The sequence below is a fragment of the Proteiniphilum sp. genome (assembly GCF_034331125.1).
GTDB classification, from domain to species: Bacteria; Bacteroidota; Bacteroidia; order Bacteroidales; family Dysgonomonadaceae; genus Proteiniphilum; species Proteiniphilum saccharofermentans.
The window spans coordinates 1-20,519 of sequence record NZ_JAXQGC010000040.1; the positions used below are offsets into that span (position 1 = coordinate 1).

The following is a 20,519-nucleotide window of genomic DNA, read 5'->3' on the forward strand; positions in this document are numbered from 1 at the left end:
CTTGCCAGTCGCTAATGTTTCCTATCAACTCGGCACATACAGGAACTTACATCCTACAAGCTTAATACCATGCCCGACATACCAAAGAGGGTGGAATCACATTACAGTAATTCCACCCTCAATTTTTATGGGTAAAAGGATATCCTTATGGAATCCGGTAAACAATACTGTTGATATTCATACCGGCACCTACCGAAGCCAATACAATATTGTCTCCGCTTCTGAGGGTATGCCCGTCCATCTCACCACGTGTAATGATATCGAGCAACGTAGGGACGGTAGCCACCGATGAGTTACCCAACCATGAAATAGTCATCGGCATAATATGTTCAGGGACCTCCTTGAGGTTATACAATTTAAATAACCGCTTCAGGATAGCATCGTCCATCTTCCCGTTTGCCTGATGGATCAGTACCTTACCGATCTCATTGACATGTAATTTCAATTTATCAAGTCCGGCTTTAATGGCTTTCGGCACGTTCTCAAGGGCGTACTGGTAAAGACGCCGGCCATTCATCTTCAGGTAATATTCTTTTTTCTCTGCCAATTCCGGTTTATAGGAATATCCTAAATAAAGCATATTGGCATATTCCAATGCATCGCTACGCGAATTATGACCGATAACACCTACAGGGATATCGCTTTCTCTTGCCTCCATGACCGCTGCGCCTGCACCGTCGGCATAGATCATACTGTCACGGTCGTGCGGGTCGGATATACGTGACAGCACATCTGCCCCTACAACCAATATCTTCTTTGCATCACCGGAACGGATATAGTAGTCGGCCTGAATAACCGCCTGCACCCATCCCGGACAACCATACAAAATATCATATGCTACGGCAGAAGGATTGGCAATACCCAGTTTCTGCTTCAAACGGGCAGCCATCGTCGGCAACACATCTATCCGCATATTATCCTTGGTTGTCTCACCGAAGTTATGGGCAAAAATAATATAATCGAGTTCCTCCTTATCCACTCCTGCCGCCTCTAAAGCTCTCTGAGATGCTACAAGAGCCAGATCGGAAGTCGACTCATCATCGCTGGCATAGCGCCGCTCGGCGATAGTGGTGATCTCTTCAAATTTCCGAGTGATCTCTTCGTTGGGTGTGAGCAATTTTTCTCCGGTAGAGTCATAAAACTCATAATTGTGAAAAAACTCGTTCTTTATCTGTTTGGCAGGAACATAACTGCCTGTTCCGGTAAAAACACTATAAAGCTTACTCATTGTAAATCTTTCTTAATTGACTTGATAACCTTGTATCTCTTTTTTACCTCTCTACTTCCTGTTAGGGAATACAAAAGTACATGATTTTTTCTAAATAAACCACAAACAGGTAAAAATAACCATTTTAATCAACGGAAAACTAATTGTATTAATGGGTTATCCCGGTTTCGGGTATTTTGGTGATGACCGGATTAGAGACATCCTCGTAAAGTTCCAGGTCGAAATATTTAGCTGCTGCTGTCACATGATCAAGCACGTCGGAACATATATCTTCATATTTAACCCAATTGGTTGTAGCAGTAAAGAAATAGAGTTCCAGGGGAAGTCCCTTTGAAGTAGGTTGCAACTGGCGTACCAGTATCAGCAGCCCTTGATGCACATCAGGATGATTTTTCAGATAAGAAAGCAGGTAATGTCTGTAAAGGCCCATATTGGTCAGATTTCTTCCATTGATGGAAAGTGACTTATCCACACCCCTCGCCTTGTTGTACTCATCGATCTCGGCACTCCTTGAACGGATATAATCCGAAATAAGTCCTATCCTTTCCAGTTCTTTCAACTCGTCATCCTTCATAAACCGGATGGTCGACTGTTTCACGAAAACAGAACGTTTTAATCTTCTCCCGCCGGTCTCTACCATACCGCGCCAGTTCTGGAACGACTCCGACACCAGTGAGTAAGGAGGGATAGTGGTAATGGTCTTATCGAAATTCCTTATTTTCACGGTAGTGAGTGAAATTTCGAACACATCCCCATCTGCATCATACTTGGGCATGGTGATCCAGTCACCAATACGCACCATATCATTGGCCGACACCTGGATACTGGCCATAAATCCAAGGATAGGGTCTTTGAATACCAGCATCAATACGGCAGAAAGGGCTCCCAGGCCGGTCAGGATATGAGCAGGATTTTGTCCGGTAAGGATAGAGAAAAAAACGATAAAGCCGACACAATAGAGCACAATCTTCACCACCTGGGCATAACTCTCCAGCGGCTTATCCCTCATCCTTGGTTTCTTGGCAAGCGAGTCAAAGAATGCATTAAGAACAGACATCAGAAGCCATATCACATAGAATATCAGGAAAATATCGATTAATTTATTGATCAATACCATTGTTTTCGGGAATTGGTCAAAAATAATAGGGATGGAACCTTTTACCAGGCTATAGGGTATCACCATTGCCAGGTAATGAGGAAATCTTCTGTTAGAAAGATTTTTAGGGAATTCGGCGCGTGAAATCTTCCCAAAACGGTTGAGTATCTTCTTCAGGATAGTACGGGTAAGGTATTGCACTATAAATACCAGTGCTGTTAATACTATCAACAAGATGACCAGGTTGATATACTTAGCCCAGGTATCAGTAATTCCGAGGCTTTGGAGTAATTGGAGGGACCAATCGCTGACAGCATTGGTCGAACGTGAAATTTGTTGGATGTTCTCTTCGTTCATAAAATTATTTGTCTTTTAAAGAAGCCTGACAGCGCAAAGATTAAACGCAAAGATAATCAGGGGTCAGGAATCAAAACATGCGTTATTTGATTAACTAATTAATATATCATCAGATAAGGTGATGAAACGACAAAGGTACAATTTTTAGGTGAAACACGCCTCATTTCACGGATTCATTGTATATTTGTAGAATATAGGATGCGGTTCGGCAGAATCTTCAAACAAGTTTGATATTCTGCGCTCACCTTTCACTATCTTTGTGGAATAGGATTTGTCAAGGCAGCCCTTACTCTGCTATGAAGAGATGAAGGAATTGCTTTCAAAATTATTATATCTAAACAACTTAACAAAAATATGGGAAAAGTACTGATCATTGGCGCCGGTGGTGTGGGAACAGTGGTAGCCAATAAAGTGGCACAAAACAGCGATGTGTTCACCGATATTATACTGGCAAGCCGTACCAAAAGTAAATGCGATGCCATTGCTGAAGATGTGAAACGCCGTACAGGTGTAACCATTCAGACGGCGCAGGTGGATGCCGACAATGTACCGGAATTGGTAAAGCTGTTCAACGAGCAAAAACCGGAATTGGTGATTAATGTAGCGTTGCCCTATCAGGATCTGACCATCATGGATGCCTGCCTGGAATGCGGCGTAAACTATCTCGATACGGCCAATTACGAGCCGAAAGATGAAGCCAAGTTCGAATACAAATGGCAGTGGGCCTATAAAGAAAAGTTCGAAAGAGCGGGGCTGACAGCCATCCTCGGCTGCGGCTTCGATCCCGGAGTGACAAGTGTCTTTACGGCATATGCTGCCAAACATCATTTCGATGAGATCCACTATCTCGATATTGTGGATTGCAACGCTGGCGATCATGGTAAAGCCTTTGCTACCAATTTCAATCCCGAGATCAATATCCGCGAAGTAACACAAAAAGGAAAATATTGGGAGAACGGACAATGGGTGGAAACGGAGCCGCACGAAATCCACAAACCGCTCACCTACCCCGAGATCGGCCCCAAAGAGTCCTACGTGATCTATCACGAGGAATTGGAATCGCTCGTGAAGAACTTCCCCACCCTCAAGCGGGCACGCTTCTGGATGACCTTCGGACAGGAGTACCTCACCCACCTGCGTGTGATCCAGAATATCGGTATGGCCCGGATCGATGAAGTGGAATACAACGGACAAAAGATTGTACCCATCCAGTTTCTGAAAGCGGTACTTCCCGATCCCGGCGAACTGGGAGAGAATTATACGGGAGAGACATCCATCGGATGCCGTATACGGGGTATTAAAGACGGTAAAGAACGTACCTACTATATCTATAATAACTGTAGCCACGAAGAGGCTTACAAAGAGACCGGTGCCCAGGGTGTAAGCTATACTACCGGCGTACCGGCAACCATCGGGGCCATGATGTTTTTGCAGGGTATCTGGAAGAAACCGGGTGTATTCAACGTAGAAGAGTTCGATCCCGATCCCTTCATGGATCAACTCAATAAACAGGGATTGCCCTGGCACGAACAGTTCGACATAGATCTGGAAGTGTAAAAAAATTATTTTTAAACCTTGCATTACCAATTGCAAGGTTTTTTTCTAATTTTGTCAATAATCTCAAAACAGGGACAAATGGGGATCAAAAGTTTAGTCAATATCGTCGATTACGACAGGGATGATATCTATCGTATCATCAAAAGTGCTTCCAGGTTCAAGCAGAATCCTGACCGTGATTTGTTGCAGGGAAAAGTGTGTGCCACGCTTTTCTTCGAGCCGTCTACCCGTACAAGGCTCAGTTTCGAGACGGCAGTCAACCGCCTGCGCGGACGTATCATCGGCTTCTCCGACTCGGCCACCAGCAGTTCCACTAAGGGGGAGTCGCTCAAAGACACCATCATGATGGTAAGCAACTATGCCGACCTCATCATCATGCGCCACCATCTGGAAGGATCGGCCCGCTACGCCTCGGAGATATCGCCCGTACCCGTAATCAATGCCGGGGATGGTTCAAACCAGCATCCCACGCAGACAATGCTCGACCTGTTCACCATCTACGAGACGCAGGGGACATTGGAAAACCTCACCGTCACCATCGTGGGCGACCTGAAATACGGACGTGCGGTACACTCGCTTATCCAGGGACTTTCCCACTTCAATCCTACATTCAATTTCGTAGCGCCGGAAGAGTTACATATCCCCGACAAGTACAAAACGTTCTGCGACAACAAACAGATCTCTTACAGGGAATTTACGGAATTCTCCCCCGAAGCGATCAACAGCGCCGACATCCTTTATATGACCCGCGTGCAGAAAGAACGTTTTACCGACCTGATGGAATATGAAAAAGTAAAGAATGTATATATCCTGCATAACCGTATGCTGGATGATTCCAAAGAGAATCTGAAGGTGCTGCACCCGCTTCCGCGCGTGAAAGAAATCGACCAGGATGTGGATGAGAGCCCGAAAGCTTACTATTTTGAGCAAGCAAAGAACGGGATGTACACACGACAGGCTATTATTTGCGATTTAATGGGAATCGTAGATAATAATTAATAATTGACAATTGATAATTGATAATTGACAATTATATAGTGAAATCTGTGAGTAAGTGAGAGTAAAACAAGTTTACTTGGGTTTGCCGGGCAGGAGCAGATTGCGCGAAACGAATGGTGAAAAATGGCAGGAAGGTCAGACTGGGAGATTGAGAAGACTGGGAGGCTGGGAGACCGGGAGACCAACGAACCGAAAAAGATCGCTAATTTGTAATTGGTAATTAGTAATTGGTAATTAGTAATTAGTAATTTTTAAAAAAACTATGGGAAAAGAACTACAGGTTGCAGCGCTCGAGAATGGCACAGCCATCGATCATATACCCAGTGATGCCGTTTTCAAAGTGGTCTCACTGCTTCAACTGCAGAAACTGAACAACCGGATCACTATCGGCAATAATCTGAAGAGCAGCAAGATGGGATCCAAAGGGATCATCAAGGTATCGGATAAATTCTTCCGTGAAGATGAACTCAACCGTATTGCTTTGGTTGCGCCTAATGTAAATTTGAATATTATCCGTAATTTCGAGGTGGTAGAGAAAAAGAAGGTGGTACTTCCCGATGAGATTGTGGAGATCATGAAGTGCAACAATCCCAAATGTATCACCAACAATGAACCGATGAAAACCCGGTTCCATGTGACAGACAAAGAAAAAGTGGAACTTCAGTGCCACTACTGCGAAGTAAAAATAAAAAAAGAAGAAGTAGTCCTTCTATAATTGAAATTGAACTAATTATGCCCGTCAATATACCCGATAAATTACCCGCGATTGAGATATTAAAAAAGGAGCATATTTTTGTGATGGACGATTTGCGTGCATCCACACAGGATATACGTCCGCTGAGAATCCTGATTCTCAACCTGATGCCGGTCAAAGTCACGACCGAGACCGATCTTATACGCCTTCTGTCCAATTCTCCGCTTCAGGTTGAGATTGAATTTCTGGGACTCTCCACGCATACTCCCAAGAATACGCCTATCGAGCACCTCATGTCGTTTTACACCAATTTCTCCAAAATAAAAAACACCTATTACGACGGGATGATTATCACCGGAGCACCGGTAGAAATGCTGCCTTTTGATGAGGTGAAGTATTGGAAAGAGTTCACCCAGATTTTAGATTGGGCACGTACGCATGTCACCTCCACTTTCTATATCTGCTGGGGGGCCCAGGCTGCATTGCATCATTTTTACGGTATCAATAAATATCCGTTGGAGAAAAAACTCTTCGGCGTTTTCAAGCATAGGATAAACGATCCTTCATTCCCCTTGTTCCGCGGCTTCGATGACGAATTCTATGCACCTCACAGCAGGCATACCACTATCCTGGCCGAAGAGATCAACCGGCATCCCGCTCTGACCATTCTCTCCGAATCGGATAAAGCCGGCGTATATATTGTCACTTCGCGTGGCGGAAGGGAGTTTTACGTAACCGGCCACTCCGAATACTCTCCTTCCACCCTGCATAAGGAATATATACGTGACAAGGAGAAAGGGATGGACTCTGTCGCACTGCCTGAAAACTATTACAGGAACAATGATCCTGAACAACCCCCGTTAGTGCAATGGAGATCTCACGCCAATCTGTTATACATAAACTGGTTGAATTACTTTGTATATCAGGCCACTCCATTCAACATCGAAGAGGTTGCACAGTTGGGAGAGTTGTAAAGCATTCGTAGCCTGGAAACACCGGTAAGGGAAACGCTCATCTCAAGAGCATATTCCCTCATCCGATCTGTTTTTACTTTTACCCTGACCCGGTCATTCAACCGGTTTTACCACGGTGTACTCCTCTATTCCCCACATGTAGGCGGCGACAAGTTCACTGTTGTTGAACGCTGCCGCATTCATCTTATTGATTTCTCCGATCAACCCCTTTGCTTTCACCGGATCAACCTCCTGCACAATAATGGCAGAGTTGTAACCCGGCCATACGGCGGTATTTTGCCGGGGTTCTCCCCACCGGCTCATGGCTGTCACCTGTTCTATTACCTGATAATCGGCATACTCCATCTCATCGAGCAAAAGTGTCAGGGTTTCCAGCATACTTACGTTACATGTAATATAGATAAACTTCATTTTAAAACTATGATTAATGTTTATAGCGGGAGGCGCAATCTTTCATCGCCCTCCCACTACAAAAACAATGAGTGATTAATTTGTCCTATTCTCTTCTGTTTTACCCCTTCCCTTGGCCAACCGAACCGAGATACGATCCTCTATCAATGTACGGTGATAGAGCGCCGTATACATGGTGGGGACCAGTATCAGGGTGGTGAGCACCGACACGAACAGTCCGCCAATAATCGTGACACCCAGCGGGGCGTACATCTCTTTTCCCATTCCTGTACTGAGAGCCATGGGCAACATACCGAGAATGGTGGTAAGCGAGGTCATCAGTACGGGGCGAAGACGCGAGCGACCGGCCTCCATCACGGCATCACGAAGAGAATAGTTCCGTTTACGCAGCATATTGGTATAGTCGACCAGCACGATTCCGTTATTCACTACAATCCCTACAAGCATGATCAGTCCGATGAAGGTGACAACGCTTAACGTGATATCGGTGATAAAAAACGCCAGGATAACCCCCACAAGGATAAAGGGAATGGCAAAAAGAATGATAAAGGGGTCTTTAAACGATTCAAATTGCGCCGCCATCACCATATACACCAGCGCTATACCCAAAAAGAAAATCAGATAGAGCGATTGAAATGATGAAGACTGGTCATCTACCTGTCCACCGATTTCAACGGTTATGCCCTCCGGGACGGTGGTTTCATCGATCAACTGCTGGGCTAGCCGGGTAGCTTCACCTAGGGAGATATCGTTCAAATTGGCGACAGTTTTCACATATCTCTGTTGTGACAGGCGCTGTATCTCAATCGGACCGCTCTCTTCCACAATATCGGCAACCGACGAGAGGGGTATCTGTTGCCCCAGCAGGTTGGTAATCTGCATTTCACGGAGTTTCGACACTTCATTGCGGTACTCCGGCGCATATTGTATCACCACACTGTAATCGTTTCCCTCTTCGGTAAACTCACCCGACTCGGTACCGTACAGATTCTGTCGTACCTGCATCCCCACCATGGCAACATTTAATGCCATCTGTGATGCTTTCTCCTTATCGACCCGCACCTGTACCTCTAACTTGCCGGGATCAACAGTGGTTGAGACATCGGTAAACGATTTCTCGGCAATCATTTTTTTCTCAAAATCAAGAGCCACTGCTTTGATTTTATCCAGATCATTTCCGGAAACAATAATTTCGATGGGTTTTTTATTTCCCGTTACGGCAGTAGCCAGGGCGCTCCCTCCCTGTATACTTACTGCCTCTATTTGCGGGATCGCTTCCACCCGCTGACGGATAGATTCGGCCACTTCGGCGGCAGAGCGACTCCGTTGCTCAACCGGCACAAGGTGACAAAGTACCGTCCCTACATTTTTACCTTCTTTGAAACCTACGGTTGTAAGCGCCCCGTCACGTGTCTGACCTGAGATAGACGCGATAGCGCCGTCGGCTATTTCAGGTATTTCGTCGAGCATAATTTTTAATATCTGCTGCCCGACGCTGTCTGTTTGATTTGCCGCCGTTCCTACTTCGGTTTCGAACACCACGGATACCGTTCCCGCATCAAAATCGGGAATATAGTCGGTACCTATTCGTTTGCCTAACCACATCGTTAACACAAAAACAAGCAATGCCACGGCCAACGTCATGCCTTTATGAAAAACCGCCCATCCCAGTACCCGTTTGTACCCGTCTTCGATCCGGTTGAATATCTTTTCACTGGCAGTATAGAGTTTAGAACGGCGCTGTTCTTCCTTATCGCGAGGAGCCCTCTTCAGCAACTTCGACGAAAGCATGGGAGTGAGTGTAAGCGCCGCAAAGAGCGACATGGTCATGCAGACGACCGTAAGAATGGCAAGCTGTTTAAACATGATTCCTACAATCCCCCCCATAAAAAGGAGCGGGAGAAATACCACCAGCGTTGTTGCCGTTGATGCAATAATAGCCATGCCCATCTCCGAAGTTCCAAAGATAGCCGCCTGTTTGGGATCGGCTCCCTTTTCGATATGCTGCGTGATATTTTCGAGTACCACGATCGCGTTATCCACCACCATTCCTATGGCAATCACGAGCGACATCAACGAAAATATGTTGATGGTATAGTCCATGATATACATCGCTATGAATGCGGAAATAAGAGATACCGGCATGGTGATGAAAACAATGAAGCTCGATTTCCACTCACGCAGGAACATAAGGACAACCAACGTTACAAAGACAAGGGCGTACCATATAGAAGAGGTGAGGTTCCTGATGGAACCGGTAATGATCTCTTCCGAGCTGAGTATCTCGTTCACCCGGATATCTGCAGGCAGTTGCTGCTCAAGCTCTGCCATCTTCGCACGGACGGCATCCACCACCTCCACGGTATTGGCTCCCGACTGTTTCTGTACCATCAAGGCCACTCCTTCGCCGATGTGATTACGGGCAAACGATTCTTTTTCCTTGAACGTATCCTCGATGTCGGCCACATCTCTCAACCGTACAACCTGACCGTTGAACGCTTTCAACACCGTATTGCCTATTTCATCCACCGATTCGAATTTCCCGGGCACACGCACAGAGAAATCGTACACACCCAGATTGATGTTTCCCGCGGGGATATTGATGTTATTGGCTTTAAGCATTGTAGATATCTGCGATGTTGACAGTCCGTATGCCTTCATCTGTTGCGGATTGATATTTACTTTTATCTCACGTTCGGGTTGTCCCAAATAAAGCACTGTCCCCACCCCTTCCACTTTGCGCAGGGCAGAGGCGATATCTTCCTCCACAATATGCTCGATACCGTTGTAATGGGCATCGGCATTGATGGCATACGCCAGAACCGGCATCATCGAGGAGTTGATCTTGTAGATAATGGGTTGTTGTGCTGCTGCCGGCAGTCGATTCTTTCCCAACTCGATCAGGTCGCGCGCATTGTTTGCCGCGGAGGTCACATCACCTCCCCATTCATAACTGAGTTGAATGAATGAGACGTTCTCTTTCGATGTCGATTTGATTTCCGTCAAACGCTCTGCGGCAGAGAGCACGGTTTCCAATGGCTTGGTGACCTGTTCTTCTACCTCGTTGGCCGAGGCTCCGGGATATACGGTGATCACCGTCACGGAAGGGAACTCCATTTCCGGCATCAGGTCAAGCGGCAACATCTTGAGCGATACGATTCCCAGCAGGATAATTGCTATGAACAGCATGGCGGTTGCCACAGGTCTTTTCACACCTATTTCGGGTAATTTCATTTGTATATTGTTTATAAGATGATCAAAAGCAGGATAAACTCCCTGTTATTTATTCACTATTTCAATAGGCGAACCGTCGTCCAATTTATTTTTCCCATCGACAACCACATACTCATCGGTACTGATTTCGGGGATCCGGATAAGGTTCCCTTTTGATTCGCCACGAGTGACTTTCCGGCGGGTGACCCGGTTCTGGTCGACGACCATAAAGAGATAGTCTTCTCCCGTTCCCTGTTGCCTGTACAGGGCATTTACGGGGACAAACACGCCGGTTGTCTGCGGCATGGAGATCGAAACCCTGCCGAACATACCCGGTTTCAGTTTCATTTCCCTGTTGGGAATGGTAACCTCTACCGTGGCGGTACGGGTCACCGACGACAGGACAGGTGAAATATAGCTCACTTTCCCTGAAACGGGTTCATCCGGATAAGCATCAAACACCACATCCGCATGTTGTCCCCGGCTGATGGAGTTAATCTCTTTTTCGTTCACTTCTATAATTATTTTCAGCGGATTGAGCTGGCGTATGGTAAGTATACCGCTCTGCATTTTCAGGTCGGAGCTTACCGAAGGAACAAAAGTATAATTCTCTCCCTCCTGCACCGTTATATCGGTTAATACTCCCCCGAAAGGAGCGGTAATAGAGGTATTCTTCTTCAGCATATTTACTTTGGTTTGCGACGCGTCGAACTTGGCCTTGATATGGTCGTAGTCCATCACGCTCACGCTCTCTTTTTCTTTCAGGCGGCTTATCCGTTCAAAATCCTTGCGAATCGCTTCCAATTCAATTTGTGCCTGAATCAGCATTTCGTCCGACATCTCGGCTATCACGGCTCCTTCCGGGACATAACTGCCCTTGGAGAAGTGAATCTTCTCCACCCGTCCCGGGATAGAAGCTCCGAGAGCAGCTTCCCTGTTTGCTTCGGCCGTACCTGTAAAATTCAACACGGGAATATACTCCATCTCTTTCGCAACATGCACAGTGACTTTTGTCGCGGTTGCCGGACTTGTCGCGGAATGACCGCTGTTCTCTGTCGTTTTTGTACTGCATCCGCCCGCGAAAATGGTGAGCAAACAGGTCGCGTAAGCTATTTTATTTGTCAGTTTCATCATTGTATTGTAATGTATATTTTTGTTTAAAATGTAAGTAAGTCTCAATAAAGGTAATTGTAAATCTCGCCTGTCGATTTATCCAGTTCCAGAAGTGTTGTCCTCATCTCCACCAGCGCGTCGATATGTTCCGAGGAGGCATTTTCCCACTGGAGTTGGGCTTCAAGCAGTTCAGTCAGGCGGCTCCGGCCTTCCATCAGGTTCTCTTTTGCCACGCGCATATTTTCTTCAGCCTGCTTCCTGGAAAGCCCGGTCATCTCCGCTTTTTTCAATGCCTCACTGTATCGATAGCGATTCTGGCGAATTTGCAGGTCAATCATTTCGCGGGCTTCGTTGAGTTCAAGCTGTACATTCTCCCTCTTCAACTTCGCGGCATGAAGATCATGTCGGCGTTCCCCCCAGGTAAAAATAGGTATCGAGACCATTACTCCCACACTCCAATTTCCCCCGAACTCACTTCTCAATCCATTGTAGGGATTAGGATTCATCCATCCATACCCCCCGGTAAGCGCCACATCGGGCATAAATTTGGAACGTTCGATATTTCTTTTCGACTCCATGATGGCTGCCTTCTCCTTCAACATGGCTATCTCTGCCCGGTTATCGGGAGAGATTTCCTGGTAGAAAGAAGCCGGCATGGAAAGCGGAGGCTTTTCCATAGTATCCGTATCGACCTCTATCTCGCTCTCTTCCATCCCGATAATCTGTGCCAGCGCCATTTTTGAGAGCGCACATCCGTTTTCGGCCTGCAATGTTTTCAGTTTTGCTTCGTTTTGTTTTACCTGGGCTTTCAACACATCATTCCGCGTAATGATACCTTCGGCATACATATTCTCGAGGTCGGTGACCAGCCTGTCGAGCAACGCTTCATAAGCATTTGCCAGCTTCAATTTCTCCTGTAGCGACACCACACGCCAAAAAGCTTCGTCGGTCTTGGCCACGACCTCCGCCCGGGTCAGCACCTCCTTCTCTTTGGCAATATTTTCAGCTCGCCTGGCAATGTGGTTGGCTTCCGTAATTTTAAAACCCGTAAAGATTGGCTGGGTAACGGTAAAACGGGCATAATAACTGTTCTTATGGTCAAAAACAAGTTTATCGGCCGGCAGCATCGCGTAGTTCTTGAAGATGGGATTCCCCGCCTGATCGACCATGGGCGCCCCAGTTTCAGGATTGATAACAAGCGTGTTCACAGCCGTCTCGGGATCTTTCAACGCTTCCGGGTTAAACCTCCCCGTTGCGGGATCAATGGTGTTGAACGGCACTACCGGAAGGAACAGGTCATTCTCCAGCGGTTGAATAGCCTTGCCTGTACGCAACCATGCCCCTCCGAAACTTACTTTGGGAAGATATTGTGTTTGCGCGGATTTTCTGGCATGGGTGGCTGCCTGCATCTCATTTTGCACGATACGAATTTCCCTGTTCTGTTCAAGCGCCAACGTACGGCACTCATCGAGCGTGAGTTTTTGCTGGGCAGAGAGAGGGAAAACAAAGAGTGTGATCAGTGTCAATAAACAGGTAAATTGCTGTTTGTCCGGATTCATAATTCTCATTTTCATCTGTTTTCATTCTACATTTACGGCTGCAAAATTATGAAACAACAGCTGACCCTGTTTTAAAAAAAATACTGAGCTGGAAAAATTGAATCTTTAAACGACGATAACGTACTTTAAAGCGATTACAGGAAAACGCGACAGGGAGACGGAGGCAACAATCAATGTTTCCGGCCGGGAACAGCCAAAGGCAACAGCAGGCTCTTCCGGCAAGAGGAGGCGGGCGGTATTTATAACAAGAAAGATAAGGAGGTGAGAGAAAATCTATAGGATATTATCCATGTACCAATTTTTAAAGTCACGATTGCGCGCCCGGCTCACAATGATTCGCTCGGGCGTTTCCACCGAGAGATTTACCGCCAACTTGCCTCCGAACCAAACCGACATATCCTCTATGGCGCGATGTGATACAATATATTGCCGATTGGCACGAAAAAATTGGGCCGGATTCAACTGGCCCATTAACTCATCGAGGGAGCTGTCCAGAGAGAATGTCTTTTGATTGAAACAGATAATTTTTGCTATTTTATATTCGGTATAGATATAAGCAATTTCATCCACCGGCAGCGGGGTAAGCTTGTCTTTATTCGGAATGAGGAAATGCCTCTTATAGGGTATCTTCGATTCATGCATCGATTGCATGATTTGCGAGACAAGCTCTCTGTTATTTTGTTGGGAGGTTAATGAAGTGAGCTTGTTCATCGCCCTCTCAAGATCCTGCCTGATGATCGGTTTCAGCAGATAGTCGATGCTGTTTACCTCGAATGCTTTTAACGCATATTCATCGTAGGCGGTAGTAAAGATAATGGGACTAAGGATTTCAACTTCCTCGAAAACCGAGAAAACATCACCATCGGCCAAATGAATATCCATAAAAACCACATCGGGGGAAGCGTTTATCGAAAACCACTCTACAGACTCTTCCACACTTTGCAGCACGGCCAGAATTTCCGTACTTCCATCCACTTCTTGTATCATCCGCTCCAGGTTTTGTGCGGCAACAAATTCATCTTCTACAATTACTATTTTCATCTGTTTGTTTTTATTTCTTATTTTTTCACACTATCGCCAGATGGAACCATTGATGATTAAAATAATCATTCAATTACATTAGACTATTTATACGCTCAACATAGTCAAAACAAGTTTTGCCTCTGTATTCGCTTAACGAAATAGTTCCTTTGCATGTTCAACGATTATTTTAACCATGCCGGTTTCATCGAAGGTGCCTTTACTTACCCTTATAAATATCCATATCTTTTATGAGCGGGATCTCAACGGAAAATAGCCCGTGGGCAGAACAGACAATGATCTCTTTTCCGAACATCAATCTGTATTGTTCGTTCAGATTCGACAGCCCCAACCCGCTACTCTCCCTCTCCCCGGTTTTTATCTGCAGGTTATTCTCCACACGCACTTTGTCATCCGGCAGGGTTTCGATCACGATACGAAGAGGTTTTTTCCGACTGACGACATTATGCTTGATGGCGTTCTCAATGAGTATTTGCAGTCCTGACGGGATCATATAATATCCCTTTTTTTCATCGTCGATACGTATTTGCACATCCAACCCGTCGTTATACCGGATCTTCATCAGATAGATATATGACTCTGCGAACTCCAACTCATCAACCAATCTGGCCACCTCCCTACTCTGCATCGTATAACGGAACACATGGGAAAGTTGTTCCACATAATTTTTGGCACGTTGATCATCATATCCGATCAATCCGTTCAACGTATTCAGCGAATTGAACAGAAAATGCGGATCGGTCTGGTTCTTGAGTGCATTATACCGATTTTGCAGACTCTCGAAAACAAGGTGTTGGTTTTCGATCACCCTCTTTTGATTCTGATTGATAAAATAGATCAATATCGTAAAGAGAAAAGAGATAATAAAGATGATCAGGTCTTTCACATAGTGCAGTGTGGAATAGGCTCCGGGCGATACTTCATCACGAAACCACCACCACTGCATCTGTGAAAAAAGGGGGCCCAACAAGATGATCAACACGAACAACCCCAATAAGAACAGCCACATTTTATACGGCCGGTTCAGGAAGTGCGTTACCGCCCAAAATTGCAGCTGAAAAACAAAATAGAAAAACAACGTATTGGCTAACAGCGTCACAACAGACTCCGGAGTAATAATATCAACCAGCCGTACCCCGCTGTTTTTATCTAACGATATGGAGTAATACATCGACGACGAGAGCATGACAAACGCCAGGATAAAACTGATGATGACCGACGCGATAAGCGCCGTCTTTCTATTGTAACTGAGAATAAAAAATCGTTCTTTTCGTAATTTCATTTTTTCAATTGCCATTTCTATTATAACAGACTCACAAATGTACGGAAAACAAGAGAGAAAAGACCCGATAAACATCCGTTGTCAGGCAAATGTTCATCGGGATCAAAAAAAGTGTCTGTTCGAGGAGATTGTCTCAATTAGACACCCGTATCAAAACCCGGCCCATCTCCATGTCGTCACACACTTTTCTTCATGTTGGGCATCGAATGAGGTTCCATTTCCGGCCTCTATGGCCGGATCTTGAGACAATCTCTTTGGGTTCAGCGTTCTGCTTTTGTCAGAAACGATATCCTATGCCTACGTTCACAGTTTGTGTCCGCATTTTAGCATCGTCCGAGCCGCTGATTACATTTTTCAAAGCGGTCAACTCATCCGCCTGATTAACCAGTCCGAACTGGTACCCTGCGTTCAGTTGCAAACCACTGTTGAACTCATATCCCAGCAAGAGCCCGAGACCAAAGTCCCAACGGTTCATAGGCGTTTTCCCCGCTACTTCTTTATACAGGTCTATGTCCAGATCATCAAGTCTTGCATCAAAACCCAATCCTACGAACGGCCCAATACCTCCATAGAATAATCCGTTATAGGTTCTGTATTGACCCAAAGCATATACCGGGAGCTGCATTCCCCACTGCTTGAATGTGTCGTCTTCCGACAGGGCTTCCATCTTAGCATTTCTATAGAAAAAAGACAGTTCCGGTTGAATGGCAAAATTATCGTGTAATTCGACCCTCATGAACCCTCCTAAGTTGGGTCCTGCTTTCATTTTACTCGAAAGCAAATCGAAGTCGTTCAGTAAAAAGTTCGACAGATTCATTTCACCTTTCACACCCCAATAGATAGGTGTTTGTGCATTCACACTTGTTATCCCTATGGTTATAAGGGCAACTAAACTTACTAAAATTGTTTTTTTCTTCATTGTTTCAATATTTAAATTTGGACAAATTTTGGCTATTCTTCTCTTCAAGCCTGACGACACAAAAGTAGTACACGAGTATCATGCCAGGTACAAAAAAAGTATCCAACCGAAAAATCAGAGGCTTGAAATGTGAAAAACCAATACTGAAACGATATTGAACCTTAATGTGAATTGAAAAAATGATGAAGGTGAAAAACTCAGTCGTTCCGGGCTGTTCCTGCAAACTTCAGGCAGACCGGCTTACTGACGGGGATATCCTGATGGGTATTGGTCAGTAGTCCTGTCTCGGTATCGATGCGGAACACCTGTATCTTATTATCATCCCTGCCGGCTACCAGGAGGAACTTCCCATTAGGAGTGATCACAAAATTACGTGGATGCTTTGCTGTCAATTGATAACCCGTTTTAGTGAGTGTCCCCTCGTCCGGATCAATGGAAAAGATGGCGATTCCATCGGCCTGCAGCCTGTTGGAAGCGTAGAGGAAACGTCCGTCGGGTGAAATGTGAATATCGGCACTACCTCTGGCACCCGTCGTATCAGCGGCAATTACCTGTTTTTGGGTCAATTCACCGAAGGAATAATCATATACAATCACTTCTCCCGATAACTCACCCAACAAGTAGAGATACCTGCCCCCATCGGGATGGAAATCGAAATGACGGGGTCCGATACCTGCAGGTGTTACAAATTCTTTCAGGCTATTCTCCAATAAACCGGGTTGTCCTTCAAAGGGAGTATCGTTCACGGAGAACCGGTAGAGTCTATCACTACCCAGATCGGCAGCAAACAAGTATTGCCCGTCGGGAGAATATCTTACACTATGTAAATGAGGCCTCTCCTGTCGAATGGAATCAGGACCGGATCCTTTGAAAGCAATCATCGAAACGGCTGGAGTAAGTGTGCCATCCTCTTTTACCTGAAACGAAGTAATGGTTCCCCCTCCATAATTTGCGGTATGCACATTCCGCCCTTTACTGTCGATAGTAATATAACAGGGGCCGCTACTGTTCACAGGATGGGAGTTCAGCAGTTCCATCTTCCCGCTCCGTTTATCGAGCGAAAAAGCGTGTACGGCACTACCTGACTCGTTATTTTCACTTACCGTGTAAATAAACCGCTCGTCCGGACTCAAGGTCAGGTACGACGGGTTATCGACTTCCACCATGCTGACCGAGTCGGAATTCCCGGTATCTATATTGAAACGGTATAAATATATCCCTTTGCTGCCCTCTTTGGAAGTGTAGGTTCCTGCCAATAAAAAGAGGTCTCCACCCATAGTCTCTATCGCCGGAAGCGTCTCCTCCGATGCATTCCTGTCGCCTGTTTTTCCGGAACGGTTTCCTGTGCATGAAACTAACAAAGCTGCTGTCATTACTGCCATTACTATTTTTTTTATCATCTTTCTTACATTTATCGGTCAAAAGCATATATCATCGCACGAAGCACACTATTATCGAAGACATTATCACGAGTAAAGCAAGTACTATCGCCTAAGGCACTATCGTGCAAAGCACACTACGCTCGAAGCGCATTTCACGAAAGTAACTTATTTTTCCGAAACAAATTCTCTTTTTGGGAAAAAGTTTGCGAATGTGGTGCGGACTCCGTATTTTTGCACCGTCAAAAATAAACCCGGTTGTAAAACAAGAAATTAATTATGTTGTCCGAAATATTATCCATCACGGGCCGTCCAGGCTTATATAAACTCATCTCCACCAATAAAAATATGAATATCGTTGAATCGCTTGCCGATGGAAAACGTGTTCCCATATACGCACAGGAGAAGGTGGTAGCCCTGAGTGATGTATCCATATATACCCAAAGTGGAGACACTCCGTTGCGGGAGGTACTGAAAAAAATAAAAGAAAAAGAGGGAGGCAAACAGGTATCCCTGGGTTCCAAATCGTCCGGTAAAGAACTATTTGCCTATCTGGCGGAGGTGTTGCCTGATTACAGCCGGGACAGTGTCTATGCCGGGGATATAAAAAAAATTATTTCCTGGTATAACATTTTGACGGAGCATAACATCGACCTGGAAGAAGCGGACAAAACAGGGGTAAATCCTTCTGACGAACCTGAAACCGGGGAAGGGAAAGAATAATTTTCCACTATTCCTTATCTTATAATGAACATAAAAGATATCATTACCCGTGCGGGAGCCGGCATCATTTACATCCTGGTCATCCTTTTAGGTCTGCTGGGAGGCCGGTTTTCATTCCTTGCAGTTTTTGGAGCCATATTGGGTTCCGGGCTGTTTGAATTTTACCGTATGGTTGAGAAAGACACCTCCCATGCCATCAGCAAGATATTCAATATCCTGATGGGAGTTATCATCTTTATATCGGTCTTTCTCTATCTGGAAGGTATCTATACCTATCTCCTACCTGTCTTTATACTCACTTATCTCTTAATACTGATTGCCTCAGCCATTTTCCTGCGCAGGCATGATATCCTTCATGGTATCATCTATTCGGTGTTCGGGCAGGTCTATATTACCATGCCGTTGAGCCTGCTCATGTTTATCTCCTATTCGCCCGATATGGCAGGCAGCGAATACAATTGGGTTCCGGTACTGGCACTCTTTGTGTTCCTTTGGGTGAATGATACGGCTGCCTATTTCATAGGATCGCTGATCGGCAAACACAAGTTGATAGAACATATCTCACCAAAAAAATCGATAGAGGGTTTTATTGCAGGTATCCTGTTCACTGTGCTCGCCTCCCTGATCTTCAACCGGTTCCATCCCGATTTCTCTACCGCTTTCTGGATGGGATTGGCCGTGGTGGTCGCCCTGTTCGGTACACTAGGTGATTTGTTCGAATCACTTATCAAGCGGACATGCAACGTAAAAGATGCCGGAAACCTCATTCCCGGACACGGCGGAATACTCGACCGGATCGACAGTCTCCTGGTGACTGTCCCGGCCGTTTATCTCTACCTGATCCTGTTCCATTCTCTTTAAACTATTTCACTTCTTCGAATAAGAACAAAGGGATGATCCCAAACTATCACATCATCCCTTTTTCCCGGAGACGCAGTTGCCATTTCCAGGCCGAAGCCATGGTATCTTCGATGGTTTCCACGGCTTTCCAGCCCAGCACGTTATTGGCTTTATCGGGTTGAGCCCAGATCTGTTCAATATCACCTTCCCTCCGTCCGACAATCTTATAGTTCAAAGGCTTCCCGGATACTTTTTCGAACACCTTGATCAATTCCAGTACGGAAAGGCCGGTTCCGGTCCCCAGGTTAAATATCTCCACCTTCTCATCCGACTTGTCATCAAGCATCCGTTCAATAGCAATCACATGCGCTTTAGCCAGGTCTACCACGTTGATAAAGTCACGGATACAAGAACCGTCAGGAGTATTATAATCGTCGCCGAATACGCTTAGTTGCTGGCGTATGCCGATCCCTGTCTGCGTGATATAAGGCACTAAGTTCTGCGGTACACCTAAAGGTAATTCCCCGATCTCGGCCGACGGATGAGCGCCGATAGGATTAAAGTAACGAAGAATGATACTCTTGATAGGAGCGCCCGAATGTACAAAGTCGCGGATGATCTCTTCGTTGATCTGCTTGGTATTTCCGTAGGGTGATGTGGCCGGTTTGACAGGGGCATTCTCATCGATCGGATTTGTATCAGGTTCTCCATAAACGGTACATGAAGAAGAGAACACGATCCCTTTCACGTTATGCAGCGGCATCAATTCCAACAGGTTAATCAACGACACTATGTTGTTGCGATAATACATCAACGGTTTTTCCACCGATTCTCCTACCGCCTTGCTGGCTGCAAAATGGATGATACCGTCGAAGGTATATTTCCGGAACAACGCCTTCATCGCATCAAAGTCAGTACAATCGAGTTTATCGAAAACAGGGCGTTTCCCGGTAATGCGGGTGATACCTTCCAATACATCGGCATTGGAATTGGACAAGTTATCAATAATCACCACTTCGTACCCGGCCTGTTGCAGTTCGACCACGGTATGGGAACCGATGTATCCGGTTCCTCCTGTTACAAGAATTTTTTTTGCCATAATATTTAATTTCAATTCAAAATTCAAGATTCAAG

At 45.6% G+C, this 20,519-nt stretch carries 17 protein-coding genes; 6 read left to right on the forward strand and 11 right to left on the reverse strand.

The window, feature by feature from the left end:
• Positions 1 to 145: 145 nt before the first annotated feature.
• Together U2P89_RS09415 and U2P89_RS09420 are read right to left on the reverse strand one after the other, a co-directional pair.
• Positions 146 to 1,228: a ketoacyl-ACP synthase III gene (locus U2P89_RS09415; protein ID WP_313381101.1), complete on the reverse strand. Its 1,083-nt coding sequence runs from the start codon at positions 1,226 to 1,228 to the stop codon at positions 146 to 148.
• A gap of 148 nt (positions 1,229 to 1,376) precedes the next feature.
• Complete coding sequence (locus U2P89_RS09420; protein WP_313381100.1) at positions 1,377 to 2,681, reverse strand: mechanosensitive ion channel family protein; 1,305 nt, start codon at positions 2,679 to 2,681, stop codon at positions 1,377 to 1,379.
• A gap of 354 nt (positions 2,682 to 3,035) precedes the next feature.
• Between U2P89_RS09420 and U2P89_RS09425 the strand changes: the two genes are divergently transcribed.
• From U2P89_RS09425 to metA, 4 genes are all read left to right on the forward strand, one after another.
• Entirely contained in the window at positions 3,036 to 4,238 is a 1,203-nt protein-coding gene (locus U2P89_RS09425) for a saccharopine dehydrogenase family protein (protein WP_091909529.1), read from the forward strand.
• Positions 4,239 to 4,316: 78 nt separating this feature from the next.
• Positions 4,317 to 5,237 carry an aspartate carbamoyltransferase gene (gene pyrB / locus U2P89_RS09430; RefSeq protein WP_322191255.1) on the forward strand — a complete coding sequence of 307 codons (921 nt, stop codon included), beginning with the start codon at positions 4,317 to 4,319 and terminating at the stop codon, positions 5,235 to 5,237.
• Between the two features lie 262 nt (positions 5,238 to 5,499).
• The gene (gene pyrI / locus U2P89_RS09435; RefSeq protein WP_019539212.1) at positions 5,500 to 5,952 is read left to right on the forward strand and encodes an aspartate carbamoyltransferase regulatory subunit; all 453 of its coding nucleotides are present in this window, start codon (positions 5,500 to 5,502) and stop codon (positions 5,950 to 5,952) included.
• A gap of 17 nt (positions 5,953 to 5,969) precedes the next feature.
• A complete protein-coding gene (metA, locus tag U2P89_RS09440) occupies positions 5,970 to 6,905 on the forward strand; it encodes a homoserine O-acetyltransferase MetA (RefSeq protein ID WP_091909523.1) in 936 nt (311 codons plus the stop codon).
• Between the two features lie 93 nt (positions 6,906 to 6,998).
• Here metA and U2P89_RS09445 read toward each other — a convergent pair whose 3' ends face one another.
• The 8 genes from U2P89_RS09445 to U2P89_RS09480 all read right to left on the reverse strand — a co-directional run bounded on the left by U2P89_RS09445 (position 6,999) and on the right by U2P89_RS09480 (position 17,843).
• Positions 6,999 to 7,316: a PG0541 family transporter-associated protein gene (locus U2P89_RS09445; RefSeq protein ID WP_091909519.1), complete on the reverse strand. Its 318-nt coding sequence runs from the start codon at positions 7,314 to 7,316 to the stop codon at positions 6,999 to 7,001.
• Between the two features lie 75 nt (positions 7,317 to 7,391).
• A complete protein-coding gene (locus U2P89_RS09450) occupies positions 7,392 to 10,550 on the reverse strand; it encodes an efflux RND transporter permease subunit (RefSeq protein WP_322191256.1) in 3,159 nt (1,052 codons plus the stop codon).
• 45 nt (positions 10,551 to 10,595) lie between these two features.
• On the reverse strand, positions 10,596 to 11,663 hold the full coding sequence (locus tag U2P89_RS09455; protein WP_322191257.1) for an efflux RND transporter periplasmic adaptor subunit: 1,068 nt from the start codon (positions 11,661 to 11,663) through the stop codon (positions 10,596 to 10,598).
• A 41-nt stretch (positions 11,664 to 11,704) separates the two neighbouring features.
• The gene (locus U2P89_RS09460) at positions 11,705 to 13,216 is read right to left on the reverse strand and encodes a TolC family protein (protein WP_322191258.1); all 1,512 of its coding nucleotides are present in this window, start codon (positions 13,214 to 13,216) and stop codon (positions 11,705 to 11,707) included.
• A gap of 258 nt (positions 13,217 to 13,474) precedes the next feature.
• Positions 13,475 to 14,242, reverse strand: coding sequence for a LytTR family DNA-binding domain-containing protein (locus tag U2P89_RS09465; RefSeq protein ID WP_322191259.1), 768 nt, complete (start codon positions 14,240 to 14,242; stop codon positions 13,475 to 13,477).
• Between the two features lie 199 nt (positions 14,243 to 14,441).
• The gene (locus tag U2P89_RS09470; protein ID WP_322191260.1) at positions 14,442 to 15,524 is read right to left on the reverse strand and encodes a sensor histidine kinase; all 1,083 of its coding nucleotides are present in this window, start codon (positions 15,522 to 15,524) and stop codon (positions 14,442 to 14,444) included.
• 277 nt (positions 15,525 to 15,801) lie between these two features.
• Positions 15,802 to 16,443 (reverse strand): porin family protein, encoded by a 642-nt coding sequence (locus U2P89_RS09475; RefSeq protein ID WP_322191261.1) that lies wholly within the window; start codon positions 16,441 to 16,443, stop codon positions 15,802 to 15,804.
• Positions 16,444 to 16,640: 197 nt separating this feature from the next.
• Positions 16,641 to 17,843 (reverse strand): lactonase family protein, encoded by a 1,203-nt coding sequence (locus tag U2P89_RS09480; protein ID WP_322191262.1) that lies wholly within the window; start codon positions 17,841 to 17,843, stop codon positions 16,641 to 16,643.
• A 258-nt stretch (positions 17,844 to 18,101) separates the two neighbouring features.
• On the opposite strand from U2P89_RS09480, the gene U2P89_RS09485 reads away from it, so the two are divergent.
• Together U2P89_RS09485 and U2P89_RS09490 are read left to right on the forward strand one after the other, a co-directional pair.
• On the forward strand, positions 18,102 to 18,545 hold the full coding sequence (locus U2P89_RS09485) for a DUF5606 domain-containing protein (RefSeq protein WP_322191263.1): 444 nt from the start codon (positions 18,102 to 18,104) through the stop codon (positions 18,543 to 18,545).
• 24 nt (positions 18,546 to 18,569) lie between these two features.
• Complete coding sequence (locus U2P89_RS09490) at positions 18,570 to 19,406, forward strand: phosphatidate cytidylyltransferase (protein ID WP_322191264.1); 837 nt, start codon at positions 18,570 to 18,572, stop codon at positions 19,404 to 19,406.
• A gap of 46 nt (positions 19,407 to 19,452) precedes the next feature.
• Here the strand turns inward: U2P89_RS09490 and galE are convergent, their stop codons facing one another.
• A complete protein-coding gene (galE, locus tag U2P89_RS09495; protein ID WP_322191265.1) occupies positions 19,453 to 20,484 on the reverse strand; it encodes a UDP-glucose 4-epimerase GalE in 1,032 nt (343 codons plus the stop codon).
• Between the last annotated feature and the right edge of the window lie 35 nt (positions 20,485 to 20,519).

What these genes read in the sequence shown, in the direction of transcription:
- U2P89_RS09415 (WP_313381101.1), bottom strand. Translation starts at nt 1,228, where the DNA reads ATGAGTAAGCTTTATAGTGTTTTTACCGGAACAGGCAGTTATGTTCCT.
- U2P89_RS09420 (WP_313381100.1), bottom strand. Translation starts at nt 2,681, where the DNA reads ATGAACGAAGAGAACATCCAACAAATTTCACGTTCGACCAATGCTGTC.
- U2P89_RS09425 (WP_091909529.1), top strand. Translation starts at nt 3,036, where the DNA reads ATGGGAAAAGTACTGATCATTGGCGCCGGTGGTGTGGGAACAGTGGTA.
- pyrB (WP_322191255.1), top strand. Translation starts at nt 4,317, where the DNA reads ATGGGGATCAAAAGTTTAGTCAATATCGTCGATTACGACAGGGATGAT.
- pyrI (WP_019539212.1), top strand. Translation starts at nt 5,500, where the DNA reads ATGGGAAAAGAACTACAGGTTGCAGCGCTCGAGAATGGCACAGCCATC.
- metA (WP_091909523.1), top strand. Translation starts at nt 5,970, where the DNA reads ATGCCCGTCAATATACCCGATAAATTACCCGCGATTGAGATATTAAAA.
- U2P89_RS09445 (WP_091909519.1), bottom strand. Translation starts at nt 7,316, where the DNA reads ATGAAGTTTATCTATATTACATGTAACGTAAGTATGCTGGAAACCCTG.
- U2P89_RS09450 (WP_322191256.1), bottom strand. Translation starts at nt 10,550, where the DNA reads ATGAAATTACCCGAAATAGGTGTGAAAAGACCTGTGGCAACCGCCATG.
- U2P89_RS09455 (WP_322191257.1), bottom strand. Translation starts at nt 11,663, where the DNA reads ATGATGAAACTGACAAATAAAATAGCTTACGCGACCTGTTTGCTCACC.
- U2P89_RS09460 (WP_322191258.1), bottom strand. Translation starts at nt 13,216, where the DNA reads ATGAAAATGAGAATTATGAATCCGGACAAACAGCAATTTACCTGTTTA.
- U2P89_RS09465 (WP_322191259.1), bottom strand. Translation starts at nt 14,242, where the DNA reads ATGAAAATAGTAATTGTAGAAGATGAATTTGTTGCCGCACAAAACCTG.
- U2P89_RS09470 (WP_322191260.1), bottom strand. Translation starts at nt 15,524, where the DNA reads ATGAAATTACGAAAAGAACGATTTTTTATTCTCAGTTACAATAGAAAG.
- U2P89_RS09475 (WP_322191261.1), bottom strand. Translation starts at nt 16,443, where the DNA reads ATGAAGAAAAAAACAATTTTAGTAAGTTTAGTTGCCCTTATAACCATA.
- U2P89_RS09480 (WP_322191262.1), bottom strand. Translation starts at nt 17,843, where the DNA reads ATGATAAAAAAAATAGTAATGGCAGTAATGACAGCAGCTTTGTTAGTT.
- U2P89_RS09485 (WP_322191263.1), top strand. Translation starts at nt 18,102, where the DNA reads ATGTTGTCCGAAATATTATCCATCACGGGCCGTCCAGGCTTATATAAA.
- U2P89_RS09490 (WP_322191264.1), top strand. Translation starts at nt 18,570, where the DNA reads ATGAACATAAAAGATATCATTACCCGTGCGGGAGCCGGCATCATTTAC.
- galE (WP_322191265.1), bottom strand. Translation starts at nt 20,484, where the DNA reads ATGGCAAAAAAAATTCTTGTAACAGGAGGAACCGGATACATCGGTTCC.